Origin of the sequence: Methylocaldum sp. GT1TLB (assembly GCF_051027445.1) — a bacterium.
In the GTDB taxonomy this organism is placed as follows: Bacteria; Pseudomonadota; Gammaproteobacteria; order Methylococcales; family Methylococcaceae; genus Methylocaldum.
The window spans coordinates 1,598,909-1,613,057 of sequence record NZ_CP194898.1; the positions used below are offsets into that span (position 1 = coordinate 1,598,909).

12 protein-coding genes are annotated in these 14,149 nt (G+C 60.1%); 4 read left to right on the top strand and 8 right to left on the bottom strand.

Annotation, left to right across the window (positions count from 1 at the left end; genetic code table 11):
• Window positions 1-147 precede the first annotated feature (147 nt).
• Entirely contained in the window at window positions 148-909 is a 762-nt protein-coding gene (locus ACR2R1_RS06885) for a beta-phosphoglucomutase family hydrolase (protein ID WP_133716539.1), read from the top strand.
• Here the strand turns inward: ACR2R1_RS06885 and ACR2R1_RS06890 are convergent.
• From ACR2R1_RS06890 to ACR2R1_RS06910, 5 genes are all read right to left on the bottom strand, one after another.
• Complete coding sequence (locus tag ACR2R1_RS06890) at window positions 906-1,802, bottom strand: universal stress protein (RefSeq protein WP_077732388.1); 897 nt, start codon at window positions 1,800-1,802, stop codon at window positions 906-908. The two genes, ACR2R1_RS06885 and ACR2R1_RS06890, sit on opposite strands and share 4 nt — an antisense overlap.
• The gene (locus ACR2R1_RS06895; RefSeq protein ID WP_434113266.1) at window positions 1,799-4,189 is read right to left on the bottom strand and encodes a glycoside hydrolase family 65 protein; all 2,391 of its coding nucleotides are present in this window, start codon (window positions 4,187-4,189) and stop codon (window positions 1,799-1,801) included. The genes ACR2R1_RS06890 and ACR2R1_RS06895 overlap by 4 nt, the downstream gene beginning before the upstream one ends.
• A gap of 253 nt (window positions 4,190-4,442) precedes the next feature.
• Window positions 4,443-4,796 (bottom strand): BON domain-containing protein, encoded by a 354-nt coding sequence (locus tag ACR2R1_RS06900; RefSeq protein ID WP_077732393.1) that lies wholly within the window; start codon window positions 4,794-4,796, stop codon window positions 4,443-4,445.
• A gap of 360 nt (window positions 4,797-5,156) precedes the next feature.
• Entirely contained in the window at window positions 5,157-6,029 is an 873-nt protein-coding gene (locus tag ACR2R1_RS06905; protein WP_434113268.1) for a hypothetical protein, read from the bottom strand.
• A complete protein-coding gene (locus ACR2R1_RS06910; RefSeq protein ID WP_434113270.1) occupies window positions 6,026-7,609 on the bottom strand; it encodes a SulP family inorganic anion transporter in 1,584 nt (527 codons plus the stop codon). The genes ACR2R1_RS06905 and ACR2R1_RS06910 overlap by 4 nt, the downstream gene beginning before the upstream one ends.
• 400 nt (window positions 7,610-8,009) lie before the next feature.
• Here ACR2R1_RS06910 and ACR2R1_RS06915 point away from each other — a divergent pair, with 400 nt between their 5' ends.
• Window positions 8,010-8,402, top strand: coding sequence for a diacylglycerol kinase (locus tag ACR2R1_RS06915; RefSeq protein WP_077732250.1), 393 nt, complete (start codon window positions 8,010-8,012; stop codon window positions 8,400-8,402).
• A gap of 138 nt (window positions 8,403-8,540) precedes the next feature.
• Here the strand turns inward: ACR2R1_RS06915 and ACR2R1_RS06920 are convergent, their stop codons facing one another.
• The 3 genes from ACR2R1_RS06920 to ACR2R1_RS06930 all read right to left on the bottom strand — a co-directional run bounded on the left by ACR2R1_RS06920 (window position 8,541) and on the right by ACR2R1_RS06930 (window position 11,598).
• Complete coding sequence (locus ACR2R1_RS06920; RefSeq protein ID WP_434113272.1) at window positions 8,541-10,178, bottom strand: reprolysin-like metallopeptidase; 1,638 nt, start codon at window positions 10,176-10,178, stop codon at window positions 8,541-8,543.
• A gap of 323 nt (window positions 10,179-10,501) precedes the next feature.
• Window positions 10,502-11,059 (bottom strand): HdeD family acid-resistance protein, encoded by a 558-nt coding sequence (locus tag ACR2R1_RS06925; RefSeq protein WP_347258027.1) that lies wholly within the window; start codon window positions 11,057-11,059, stop codon window positions 10,502-10,504.
• Window positions 11,060-11,169: 110 nt separating this feature from the next.
• The gene (locus ACR2R1_RS06930; protein WP_434113274.1) at window positions 11,170-11,598 is read right to left on the bottom strand and encodes a PRC-barrel domain-containing protein; all 429 of its coding nucleotides are present in this window, start codon (window positions 11,596-11,598) and stop codon (window positions 11,170-11,172) included.
• Between the two features lie 490 nt (window positions 11,599-12,088).
• Here ACR2R1_RS06930 and ACR2R1_RS06935 point away from each other — a divergent pair, with 490 nt between their 5' ends.
• The gene (locus tag ACR2R1_RS06935) at window positions 12,089-12,997 is read left to right on the top strand and encodes an alpha/beta fold hydrolase (RefSeq protein ID WP_434113276.1); all 909 of its coding nucleotides are present in this window, start codon (window positions 12,089-12,091) and stop codon (window positions 12,995-12,997) included.
• Window positions 12,998-13,024: 27 nt separating this feature from the next.
• Window positions 13,025-13,738: a methyltransferase family protein gene (locus ACR2R1_RS06940; protein ID WP_434113278.1), complete on the top strand. Its 714-nt coding sequence runs from the start codon at window positions 13,025-13,027 to the stop codon at window positions 13,736-13,738.
• Window positions 13,739-14,149: the final 411 nt, after the last annotated feature.

Genomic DNA, 14,149 nt, shown 5'->3' on the forward strand with positions numbered 1-14,149 from the left:
GGTGCTCGAACAGTTTGCCGCCCAAGACAATGCGATTCAATTGTCGTGCGGCACTTTTCCGGCGCACACCGCTTTCTTGTCAGATTTCCCATTGCCTGAGGTCCAATCGATATACGGAAGTTTTTTCGAAGGCACTACGGAGGTGTTATGAATATCCGCTCATCCTCGCACGCGATCACGCGGAGAGATTACGATGCCGTCATCTTCGACTTGGACGGCGTGATCACGCAAACGGCGACGCTCCACAAAATCGCGTGGAAGACTCTTTTCGACGACTTTCTGCAGCGGTACGCGGCTCGTGTCGGAGAGCCCCAGCGTAGTTTCGATGCAGATTCGGACTATCGGCTTTACATCGACGGCAAGGCTCGCTACGACGGCGTAGCCGCCTTTCTGGCCTCGCGCGGCATTGCGCTTCCCTACGGCGAGCCTGGCGATGGACCGGACCGAGAGACCGTCTGCGGGCTCGGCAACAAGAAGAACGTCCTCTATCTGGAACTCCTCCGGAGCCGCGGTGCCGAGATCTATCCATCGAGCGTCGACCTGATTCATGAACTGAGAGCGAAGAAGTTCGCGACGGCCGTCGTGTCGGCAAGCCGGAACTGTGCCGAAGTCCTGGAGGCGGCGCAGTTGAGCGACTTGTTCGATACGCGGGTCGACGGGATCGACTTGGAACGAATGCGTTTGCGCGGCAAACCGGAGCCGGATTCCTTTCTCGAGGCCGCCAGGCGGATCGCCGTTGAGCCACCCCGCGCGGTGGTTGTGGAAGACGCCATCGCCGGAGTCGAAGCAGGTCGCAGAGGAGGGTTCGGCTGCGTCGTCGGCGTCGACCGAACCGGCCATGCAGACGCCCTGAAAACGGCGGGGGCGGATATTGTGGTGGCGGACCTCGTCGAACTGAGCACGGACTAGAACGTCCTCTCGCCCGATCGGGGATGAAAAGGCAAGCCGGATTGTTCGCGGCTCTCTGGCAAAACCAGGACCGGGCATGGCGCATACTGGAGCACGTAGCGCAGGGTGAGAGCGCAACGCGGCGCCAGTTCGCCATGCCATGACAGAACGATCAGATCGGCCCCGCGACTGTGGGTGAAGCGCACGATCTCGGGACCGGGCTCGCCGCGCGCCATGAACATCCGAATTCCGCCCTTAACCGGTTCTCCGGACAAGTATCTTACCCGCTCCAGAAATTCCTGTGCCCAGGCGGGCCATTCATGCTGGGGCTGATCGACATATTGGGGTGCGGTCAATGTGCCAGGTTCCTGCGGCGGAGGGGCATGTGCACCGGACACATGCAGGACCAACAAACTGGCGCCAGTGCGCCCGGCAAGCGTGATGGCCGGACCCAGCGCTCGGGCGGTCTCGGGCGTACCATCCTGGGGCAGTACCACTTGCCGAATGCGCCACGGCGTCGGCTCGCGTTCCGGCGGCACCAGCACGACCGGGCAAGGCATCTCCCGAAGAACCCCTTCGGCAGTGGAATCGAGCCCGGTATCGGGCATCTTCTTGCCCTCGTGCATTGCCATGACGATGCATAGGCTGCGCCACTCCGTAGCCGCACGGACAATCCCCTCGGCCGGCTGCCCTTGCATCGGGGCGATGATGGCATGTTTGAGCAGTGCTTTCAGGCTGGGAAATTTCTTCTTCAACTCCGGAAGAGAACTTGTCGGCCATTCGGTTTGCACAACGCACGGGGTTGCCTCCGCGAGTTGGATGACGGTCTTCGCGACCGGCAATATGGCAGCGGACCGGGACGTTGTATCGAGCGGCAATACGACTGTGTTCCTTTCCGCACGCTCATCGCTCATGTTGAAACCTCCTTCCAGACTCCTTCAACCAGTTTCCAGCGAACGCGCTGGCCGGATACGAACCGCGCGGGCGACGCGTCCCCTACCTGAATTACCACGGGCTCGCCCGACTCCGCGACGATTTCGACGGTTTCGGGCCTAACGTCCACGTGCAGGCAGACGCCCCGCCAAACCAACCGAAAACGGAGCGCTCGCCACTCTTGCGGACAGTGGGGCGTAAAGCCCAACCCGTCCGACCGCACGCTCAATCCCGCGAAGCCGAAAACCACGGCCTGCCACAACCCACCTAGCGCCGCGGCATGAACGCCTCCCGCTGCGTTTCCCATATTGTTGGTGAGATCGATTTCCGAGGCCTGGCGGAAGTAGCGCATGGCGGTTTCGATATCGCCCAGCCGAGCGGCCACGGCGGCATGAATGGACGGACTCAGGGAGCTTCCGTGGGAGGTACGCGGCTCGTAATAGCGGAAATTGGCCTCACGCGCCTCGGGCGACCACCGGTCCCAGAACAAATAGATCAGCATTACGACATCGGCCTGCTTGACGACTTTGCTCAACTGCGTCCGCTCTCGCCCGAGAATCATATCCATCGGCAAGATACGGGGACCGTATCGGGCGAGGTCGATGTCTTCCAGTTCGAAGTACCCCTTGAACTGCTCGAACAGCGCTGTCTTCGGATCGAACCCGGTATACATTCGCCGCGCCAAGTCCCGCCATGTCTCGGGTTCGTCCTCGTTTACATCGAGGCGGCGCGCAAGCTCCAGCCAGCGATCCGGCCACCGATCGGCGACGATGCGCGCCGCCTCCGCGGCACATTCCAGGTTCCATTGCGCCATCAGGTTGGTAAAAGCGTTATCGTCCATGCCCTCGTGATACTCGTCGGGACCGATGACTTCCCGGATGTGATAGCTTCCATCCTCCTCCAAAAGGCCCCGGCTCGCCCAAAATCGTGCGGTTTCGAACAGAATCTCCGCACCGGCTTGCAAAAGAAACGCCTCGTCCGCGGTCGCCTGCCAGTATTGCCAAACGGCATAAGCGACATCGGCGCTGATATGGTGCTCCAGCACGCCGTTGAGAATGGGCTTGATCTCGCCGTCGGGGGTTATGCTGTAACCCGGCGTGGTCTCTTCGCCGGTGTAGGTCGATTCCCAGGCGTACAGCGCTCCTTGGTAGCCCAGCCGACGCGCCTTTTCCCGTGCGGCCGGCAAAGTGTGATACCGATACATCAGGAGTGCCCGTGCCGAAGGGGGATGGGTGAAAATGTAGAAGGGCAGCATGAAGATTTCGGTGTCCCAGAAGACGTGGCCTTTGTAGGCTTCGCCGGTCAGAGCCCGAGCACCGACGGAAACCCGCTCGTCTTCCGGGTTGGCGGCCCCGATCAGGTGATAACATGCGAACCGCACGGCCCTCTGCAATGCCTCGTCTCCCTCGATTTCGACGTCGCTTTCCCGCCAGCGCTCTTCCCAAGCCCGCGAGTGAGCATCGATCACGTCTTCCGGAGCGGAATTCAACAGCCTCCCCAAATGGTCCGCAGCCATGGCGGCCGGTCGCTCGGTCTCCCGCGAGGTGTAGATCACGACCAAACGGTCGAACCGATAAGTTTTCCCCGGCTCGATATCCAGCTCCCAGGACTCGACGCGTCGGTCCGGCAGCGGTTCGACTTGCGGCGGGACGACCTTGCCGCCGATCCGCAGTCGGCCCGCGGTAGCGACCACGACCTTGATTTGCGTGGTTCGCGTGCACAGCTCGAGCAGATAGGGCGAATCGGGGCCAATTTCCGAAGGCGGACAGGGTTCTGGCGTTAGACGTACCCGGCCGGGACGTTCGACCTCCGGTTCGGTCAGCGCCCGGAGATGAATTCGGGGAAACTGGTTTTCCGCGTTCAGTTGTATGCACTGAAAGAGAACATGCCGGTCGGCAAGCGAAGCCAAGCGGCAGGCACGTACGTGAATCAGCCCTTCGTTCCCCGCCCGGTAGTCAAATTCGCGCCACAGAATACCGTGCCGCATATCGATCACGCGGCGGTGCCAAAGATAACCGCCCTGATCGAGACGGAACTCCTGTCCGCCGATCAGCAAGCTCAGCTGCATCCAATCGGGAGCCGCGGCGAGTTCCGGAACGGGATCACCTTGGGCGGATGAATCGGTGTCGTAAACTCCAGCGATGAACGTTGCGGGATCCGACAACGGGCTTCCTTCCGCGAGAGACGCACGAGAACCGACATAGCCATTCGAAACCGCGAACAACGACTCGATTTCGTGCTCCCGCGCCAGATTGAAACCCTCTTCCTCGATTCGCCATAGCGGATCGTCCGTGGGACCAAAACAGGAAGCGCCAGTTCGTGCCGTGTTAACCCGGTGATCTTTCATGACGAGAAGAAAGCGGAACACCCAAGAGTATGCATGCGCCGAACAGGCCTATCCGGTTCGGCTTTCGCCCAGTTTAAGGATGAATGCCCCGTCGGCGATTCGATCCGATGTTGACGAATTAAGGCGGAGATCCGCCCTATGGAGTAAAGAGAGCGCCGACCGCCACGGCGGTCGGCGCTCCGAATGACTGCCGGGACGGGAATCCACCGCCGATGGACCGTCATCCGATCCAAATCGACTCTCGATGCTGTCCCGTCCCGTTCTACTTCAGCCCTCAAGGAGTCTCCTTACGGCCTACCCGGATGTCGTTCTTGACATCTTTAACGCCCTCGACGCCACTGGCGATTTCTGCCGCCCGCTCCTTTTCGGCCGCGCTGTCGACGAAACCGCTCAGCTGCACGACACCTTTGTTGGTTTCGACTTGAATGGCGAGGCCGCTCGTGCTCTGATCCGCCAGCAATGCCGATTTGACTTTGGCGGTAATCGCCGTGTCGCTCATGTATCCCCCGGCGGTTTCGGCCAGAATCGAGTCCATCGGATCGTCCGGCGCAGCCATGACCCCAGATCCGAAATAACCGGCAACGGCGATAGCCACGAGAGATGCTAAGACGGATTTGCGCGTAATCATGATCTTGTACCCTCCTTGGGAATCAGAAAATACTTCCTTTCGGCTGAGGCTGACCCGCCGAGATTTTCCCGAAGGGTATGCCCTACCCTTTTTTCGCGATCGGACAGGATTTGGCCTCATTAAAGGTACGACAGCGAATTCGTACGAAAAATCATGGCTCAAACGATTTTTTCAGCCTGGAAAGGCAGTTGGATACGTAGCGGCTTAACCCAAATGGCAAAGCAGATAAAAGCCGGGACGGTCAGGATGAACAGGCTATTTTCTTGTCCACTGAAGCGGCGTCGATTTCGGATGACTTCCGATCGATCGGCAGTGGCCTCATCTTCTGAAATTTCGCCTCTAGTCCGAATCGAATCGGCTTTAGAACGTGAAAATCATGCGCCAGACCGCCATCCACTCCGTAGGCTGACCCGGCAGGCGGGATGGGCCGGCTCCGAGCTGAAGAGTGGCGTGATCCGTGAAGTCCAGATGCATCTGCGGCATCAACAGATAGCCCCAGCGCGATGCGATTTCATTGTCCAGTTCGATGCCCAGCGTCACGCGATCGGAGATACCGTAGAACCAGCTCGTATTGACGATACCTGCCAATTTATTGCGCCGATCGATACCGGACCATCTGAGCCCCGCCATGTTGAAGGTGCTGAACGCGTGGTCCCAGCGATAGCCGGCGAGATAAAGAGCGTCGGCGGAATAGCCGTCGTGATGCCGGTCATAGCGCCCGATGGCCTGCCAACCGTGAATGAAGCGGCGTCCGAACAGCGTTCCCAGAGTCCCTTGCACCGCCAGCTTGTATTCGGCTATCGATAGGTTTTCAAAAGGAAGTTCGAATTCCACCGCCAAGCCGTCCCGGACCGCATATTCCAGTTCCGGTGCCCAATCCGTTTCTCCGTTTCTCAGAGAGTGCCCCGCCAGAACATTGGTCTCGAACTCTCCCTGCTGCACGCCCAGCGGCCTGACCAAATCGAACACCATCGGCTCGGGAATGTGAGGCCTCTCGCTGCTCAGAGCGGCATCACCGTTCTCCCCGTCTTCGAAGATGTTTCCGTAAGCCCCGGAGGCAACTGTTAGCAAGACGAATATCGAAAGCGTGCCGCTGCAAATCGGAATTCTCGATCGCCCTAATACCGGGATCAGGCTCGAAACCGCTATCGTCGCACGACTTTCGATCCAAGGAAGCCGACCGACCGGCCGGTAGTCGATCCGCTGTCCCCGACCGTTTTCCTCCGATTTCATAAAACGCCGACTGGGATGGCCTGCTTTGGTGGTATCAATCCGGAGCTGCCATTGAGGTTTTTCAATTCCACGGTGATATTGTCGTCCGAGGCGGCGGCCACGAAGTCGTGGATGGTTTCGAGGATGTCCTGATCGATGAATTGCGCCCGCGTGGCATCGATGATGACATACCCGTTTTCGCCCACCCGGTTCAGATACTCCCGCAACAGCGCCTTGTTGAGAAAAGACACATCCTTGTGCAAGCGCAAGAGATAATTGTTGCCGTGCTGGGTCAGGGTGATCGCCGCCTGGAAGTTGGTTCTAATGACGTAATAGAGACCGACGACCATGCCGACCGCGATGCCCTTCAAGAGATCGGTCGCGAGGATCGCGACGATGGTGACCACGAACGGAATGATCTGGCTCGCCCCCTTGGCGTACATCTCCTTGAACAGCTTGGGTTTGGCCAGCTTGTAGCCGGTCAGGAGCAGGATCGCCGCCAAACAGGCCAAGGGAATCAGGTTCAAGTAGCGGGTGATGAACATCACGCTCAACAGCAGCAAAACGCCATGGATGAAGCAGGCCATCTTGGTGCGGCCGCCCGCGTTCACGTTGGCGGAACTCCGGACGATCACCGCCGTCATCGGCAAGCCGCCGATCAAGCCGCTGAGCAGATTGCCGAGCCCTTGGGCCTTCAGTTCGCGATTGGTCGGGGCGATGCGTTTCAAGGGGTCGATCTTGTCCGCCGCTTCGAGGCTCAGGAGCGTCTCGAGGCTCGCGATGATGGCGATGGTGACCGCCACCGTGTACACCTCGGGATTGGCCCACTGGCTGAAATCGGGCAGGGTGAACTGCTGGAAGAAGCCCGCGACGCCCTGAATCTCCGGGAGGCTCACCAGGTGCTCCTTCGCGATCGCGAAGGCCGGTAGGAAGTGTTGCGAGAGCAGATTGAACGCCACCCCCCAGAGGACCGCGACCAGGGGACCGGGGATCAGGGATAAAACCGCATTCTGTTTGAAGAGGCGGGTCTCCCACAAGAGCATGATGCCGATGGCGACCGTGCTCACGATCACCGCGCCGGGCGAAATCGCTTCGAGCGAATAGGCGAGTTCGGAGAAGGTCGTGTGGCCGTCGGCCTGGACATAGGCTTCATCGCCCTCGAAATCGGCGTCGTAGCCGACCGCGTGCGGGATTTGCTTGAGGATCAGGATCAGGCCGATGGCGGCCAGCATGCCCTTGATCACGGCCGAGGGGAAGTAGGCGCCGATGACCCCGGCCTGGAGAAAGCCCAGGAGCAGTTGCAGCCCGCCGGCGAGGACGACGCTCAGCAAAAAGACTTGGAAGCTGCCCAGCTTGTCGATGGCGTTGAACACGATCACGGTGAGGCCTGCGGCCGGGCCGCTGACGCTCAGCTGCGAGCCGCTGGCCCAGGCGACCACCACGCCGCCGACGATGCCCGCGATGATGCCGGCGAACAGCGGGGCGCCCGAGGCGAGTGCGATCCCCAGGCACAGCGGCAGGGCGACCAGGAAGACGACGACGCCCGCCGGAATGTCGTTCCGCAGATGGCTCAGATAATAGTGAAAATGCTTATGTATCATTAGGCAGCACCTCGTTGTTCGGGTAAATCAGCTCGCAGAGTCCGATGGGGCGCTATGCCCTTTCCATGGAGACGACCCCATCCGCCGGCTCCGCTCTCGGCGCGCTGTAACGCCGTATAAATCCGGACGAGTGTGCTCGGAAGGCGAATCAAGCACTGATGCATCCCACCAAATCATATCCCTATGGCGAATTCGAGCTGAAAGGGGAACACCCCGGTAGCTGCAGCAAGATCGAATCGCAGCGGCTACGACAACAGCCATAGCCGCGACGCACCGTTCTACGGACTACCCCACGCTGGCGCGAGCATACTTGATCGCCATTCTATCGTCCGAACCTTTCATCAACCTTTCAGCGGCGACGCTTCGGAACCAAAGCGAACATCGACACGATCTAAGAAGAATGCGCCACAAATTTTTCGGTACCGGCGAAGAAGGCTACAGCCCGCTCCGGAAATTGAAGGTTTGGCTGTCGGGATTGCGCTACGCCATCTTCTACGATTTTAGCGTAGCCTACAAAGTCGTCTTGTCCGTGATCGTCCTCTCCGTGTGCTTCTATTTCCGTCAGTGGATCGACTTTCTTTTGGTCATGGTGACAACCGGCCTGATGCTGATCGTCGAGATGCTCAACACCACTATCGAGGCACTCTGCGATTTCGTGGAGGACCGGGAAAACTTTAAAATCAAGGTCATCAAGGACATCGCGGCGGCTGCAGCCGGAATCAGCATACTGATGTGGCTAGTGGTCTTCCTGACCGAGGTCAGCCGAATCTGGTACTTAGTCTATCCCGATTGAACCGCCGGCAGCGGTTCGGGCCGAAGCAAGCTAGCGTGTCTAGCCATGAGCCCGAATCGTTTTCCGACGACGAGTCGGATCGCTTCTCGAGGGAGATGTAAAGCGCCCAAGTCGCCCTACATCCGATCTGAAAACGCTCTAGCGAACGGCCGGTCTGAAGCCCGCCACGAGAGCGCGCACCGCGTTTAGCGATTGGGCATTGTCGGCCGCTGCGGGACCGGAGGCGTCCAGCCCGCACGGCGCGCCCCTGCACTGCGAGATATGTGGATTGGAGAAAAGACCCAACCGGGGGTGGGTATAACTCATGATCGTCCCGAAGGATCCCGGAACGCTATGCCCATGGGAATAGGGGAAAACACCTCCGACACCCGCATGGACGCGGTCATGCGCACTTCCCATGGTGTGCGCCAACTCGTGCGCCAGCGCGTAGTCCGAACAGTAATACAGGCCGCTTCGGCCATCGTTGACGACCGAAAACGCGTGATTCGACGAAAGCGGCTGTCCATCGGCCCCGTTCAGCCAGGCGCTGCCGCAGCCCTTTTGGGCAGTGTGTTCGAACGGTCGGATCAGCGTGACCAGATCGGCGCCGGATTCCCGCCGCCAGGTGACGACGTTCCGAAAAACGCCTCGGCCGAGCGTCAGATCGCGCAACGCCGTCCCATTGTCGACAGCTTCGGGATAATCGACCCGCAAAGATTTCACCAGCCGCAGACTGATTGCGATTCGGCTATCGACAAAGGACTGATTGGTCAGCGCGATCAACTGGTTAATGCGGGTGATCGCCTTGCCCGAGGCGAGCTTGGGAGTGTAAAGCACCAGCAGGTCGATGGTCGTCGGCGTCGAAGCGCCGCTGTCGGGATTTGCCGTTGGTCCGCCGGACGCGGCGTCTGCCGCTTGGGCGGCCTCTGGGTCTTCGGGTTTGTCGCCTTGGATAGCCGGCCCAGACGTCCAAGCAGGAACCGGTTCCGGGCTGTGATGCGGCGAATGGCTCAGTCCCGCCGCCTGAATATCGACCAGCCACTGGTGCTGTCCGCTGCCCGGCGCGATCTGATAAAGCGCCTCGGGCGTCGAGATTTGCCCCTGGACACCAGTCTCCCCGAAGGTCATCACCGCACGAAAAGCCTGACCGTCGGCCTTGAGATATCCGACCCAGGTAATATCACCGTTTTCGTGGGCGTAGCGGTTGTCGTGAACGAACGCCTGCTGTCCGCTCGGCAGGCTCAACGGCAATTCCTCGCCAAACTTCATCGCCATCATTCGCGCCCGATCGAGGCGGATAGGTCGAACTGCCTTCCGGGGCAGTTGGGCCAAGTCGGGGGGAAGAGTGTTCCGGGTCGAATTCTTCACCGCGCCGACCTCAGTGAAAAGGCTCGGACCGGGCACCGCCGAATCCGCCCCGTCGCCGTTGAGCCCGGTGATGACGACACGTTCGATCGTCCCGGCCCGGTTCAACTGGACCACATGGTTGAACCCCTGCAACGCCGCCCGAATAATCGACGCCCAGTCGGCCGCATCGGCCCTTGCCGTGACCGGATGATCCTCCAAGCCCTCCGGACGAACGAACTCAATCCCGCTGTTCTGCGCCAGCTCGGCCAGGAGCGTATCCAACCTGCGATTGTGCGCAGCGAGATGGAGTCCATTCGCGTCGATGGTCAGAGCGGTCGATGTCTCGATCACCGAGCCACGGTTGGACTCATCCGCCTCGACGGATGCCGCAAAAAATGCCGCAGTCCCCATTCCTAAAGCCAATAGGACCGACTTGAGCCGCGATGTCATGGATCCCTCCGAAAGCTTGCACTTACCCGAAACGATTGACCGATGCTACAAACACACAAAAGTGCAGGTCAATAGGAACGCCATCTGCATTTCCCGGAGAGGATTCCGCGTATCAGGGATAGCCGCTGCGCGGTAAGAGATTGATCGGTCCGTTCAAGCCGGAAAAGCCGATCAGCCATGGCGCGCCCCGGAACCGAAAGTGCGAAGTCCATCGAACTGATCGACATTTCTCAAAGAACGGCGACATTGCTTGTCGAGGCTTGCTTAGGTGCGGCGTTACGGAAGCCGGCGAGACGATGCGCGGGTTTCAACAGGCGCATCGATCAGGCGTGCCGCAAGGCCTCGCTCCTCACCCACGCACGCGCACGAAGAGCCAGCGTGAGCAACAGAGCTCCGGTGACGAGCGCGTAAAAACTGATGAGCCAGATCAGAGCCAGTGCGCCGGCTCCGGGAAACAGGAACACCAGAACGCCAAACAGGACGGAGACAACCCCCTCCAGGATCAGCAACCACTCGCCCTCGATCACCTTGCGCAAACGAATGGCCGTGGCCACGTCAAGCACGCCCGTCACCAACGCGTTCGCGCCGATGAGGAGTACAAGCACCAGCGCCGTCAGGGCCGGATGAATAACGGCGATCACCCCGGCGCCGATGCTGACCAGACCCAGCAGCAGGATCAACCACCAGATTTCGTCCCTTTTCCTGTTCGTCACGGCGGCGGCGACCGCCGACCCGCCGCTGATAAACGCATAGACGGCAAACAGGACAACCAGCCACAATAGCGTCAGGCCGGGCCAGATAAGGGCGAGAACGCCGAAGAGAATGGCAATGATCCCTCTTACGGCGAGCATCCACCAAGCTTGCTCAAGTAATTCCCTCATGATGTGTCCTCACTCAGGCTGCCGATTCAAAAGATCGCGCGGAAAGCCGCGGATATCGGCAATCCAGCGTCATCCGCGGCTGGAACACCGCTCCCGCGCCGGTATTGCGGTTACCGGGTGTACTTGAATTCGGGCAACGCCTTCAACGCGTCCTTGCTGGCTCCAGGCAGAACGAGTTTGGATACGTCGGTTTTGTCCCCGATAGGTTGAAACTGTTGTACCGGTATGGCGACACGATGAGCCCCCATACCCAAGAAACCGCCGACATCCATGATCGCGACCGATAAAGATCCATCGGGGCTCACGATGAAATCGTCGATTGCGCCGATTTTCTGATTGTTCTCGTTGTAGACATTCGCGCGCATCAGCTTCGAGGCCCGCCAGCCCCTGGCGATGAGTTCATGCTGGATGACCGTCGTGCCAAACGTGGCCTCGCCCGCAACCGGCGCGCCCTCCTGTGGCTGTGCGGTAGATCCGGCGGCCCACACGAAGCCGCAAAGTGTGGACAGGACAAGGGTTCTTGCAAGTTTGAGTTCCATAACTTCACTCCTGATAATTACGGTTTTTTCAACATGCTCGGCTGGGTGCGACAGCAAACACTGACGGCGCAGTCCGTGCCTGGCCTTGCAGCTGGGAGCAACCTTTTCCTATACCGGCTTGCCCCAGTCAGCGGCGCTTCCTCATGGATCAGAATCCCGTGAACACCATTGCGATGAACACCGGCTGCTTGCACGGTCGGCACATCATCCTCCGTGTTTATCCCGATCGATTTCCGGATAGCCGTGCCTGATCCTAAATCTGACACGGTCGCCGCCGGAAAAATCCCCTCCTACCCGGCCGCAATTTCGATACCGAACCGCTTGCGTCTTTGCTCGTTAGCGTATATGGCGGTATCGGCGGATTCGCCATCAAGAGGCCCTGGATCAGGGCCTCTTCGCACAATGCTCTCCGCCGCTATAGGAATTACTCCGAATGGGCAGCTATGGAGCCATCGCGTAAATTAGACAATTTAGGCCAAGGCTCGTCATCGTGGATGGAACCCCTCAGGAATACCGGCTGACCGTCAGCACCTCCCGCGGACCTATCGCCACCGAATATTTGGCGGCGGGGCGAGGTTCGGAGGTGTTATTACTCCACGGGACGGCGGACAGTGCTCATACATGGCGCTGGATCATGCCGTTAATGGCATCCGCCCATACTCTTTACGCGCCAAGCCTGCCGGGATTCGGCGGCAGCGATAAGCCGCGCATCGATTATTCGCCTGCTTGTCTTGCGGCATTCGTCGCATCCTTTCTCGATCGGCTTGGCCTGAAGCGCGTGAGCATCATCGGTAATTCGATTGGCGCGCTGATTGGCGTGCATTTGGCGCTTCGACATCCGGGACGCGTATCCGCCTTGGCGCTCATCAGCAGCGCCGGATTGGGGCATGAGATAAACCCCTTGATACGCGGTCAGATCGTGCCCGGAACCGGAGAATTCCTCACAGCCTGGTGCAAGACCCCTCTCGGGGCGTGGCAGTGGTCGGTCAGACTGTCGCAACTGCTGTTCGCCAAGCCTTGGTCGATACCGCGGGCCTGGTACGACCGGCTCTTTCGGATGGCCCTGCTCCCGGGCTATTTGGAGGCGACTCTGCTCACCCTCCGGGCCGCCAATACCTTATGGGGGCAGCGCGAATCCGAAATCGTGCTCGACCAACTCCATAGGCTGAAAATGCCGACACTCGTGCTGTGGGGCGATGGCGACCGGATTTTCCCGGTTCGGCACGGCAAATCCGCAGTGGAACGTCTACCCCGTGGGCGGCTGGAAGTTCTACCCGGCTGCGGCCATACCGCTCAAGTCGAGCAACCGCAACGTGTGGCGGCGGCCTTGAACCGGTTTCTGCAAATGGCAGATGCAGAACGACCGGAGCCGACCCGTGCGGCGAATTCCCGCGCCTAAAATGAAACACCGACAGGAGGAATGCGTATGTGGAAACACGTTGCACGAACAGCGGTCGCTACGCTGGCATTTTGTGCGGTGCACAGCCTCTTAGCCAGCCGCCCCGCCAAGCGAACAGCGGCAAACCTCATCGGCGAACGCCGGCGACGGGTCTGGTATCGTCCCTTTTACGTGGCGACCTCGTTCGCCTCGGCGGCCATGCTCGCCCGATACATCAAGCGACTCCCCGACAGGACCCTCTATGCCCTGGAAGGCCCTCCAGCCACCTTGATACGGCTGCTCCGCCTCGGAATCAGCGCTTACGCCGCTGCCGCCGTCGGTCAGATCGGTCCCGCGAGAATGCTGGGTCTGCCGGGCCTGAAGGCTTGGTGGAACGGAGCTCACCTAGTGCCGCCGGAACCCGAAGCTCAAGGCCCCATTCTCGGTTCGGACGGGAGAATGCAGGCAGAAGGCCCGTTCCGCTTGATGCGGCATCCGCTCAATGCCTTGGCCGTGCCGGTCCTTTGGCTGACACCGCGTCTGACGGCGAACGGCCTTGCATTCAATCTGGTCGCCACAGCCTATGCCTATCTGGGTTCGCGACACGAGGAAGCCCGTTTGCTAGCGGCCTACGGCGAACCCTATGAAGAGTATCGATCGAGCGGAACACCGTTCTTTTTTCCCTCGGCTTCATCCCTGCTTCGGCTGGGCGGGCTGCCGCAAGAGAAGTCCGCCACTCGTGTTCCCAAAGTGTCCGCCTAAAGGAATTCGCAACACAGCCCGATGCGGATGATGAGGAACGCTTGGTCCGAGACCTGAAACCGCCGTAGACGCGGTGCGTCGGTCGATGAAGCGGTACTTGCCCGACATTTAAGCGCCTCCCGCTTCGCTGTCCTCGCGCGCCCCGGCCGCCCCGACACGCGATTCGGGTGCGATGTTGACGTCAGCCTTGCGAGTCTGCCGACCGGACGAATCGGCTTTGCCTGCCGGCGAAGAGGCAGTTTCCTCTTTCTTTTCATGCTCCGTCGCCGGTTCAACGGGCTGCCTACCCGCCCCCGCTCCACCCGGACCGTTCGACTCCGTGGATTCAGGTGACTTCGGTCGTTCTTCATGAGCCATGACGATTCTCCAACAACCGGGCGACCTGCTGCCGCCGCAATATCAGGACCGCTT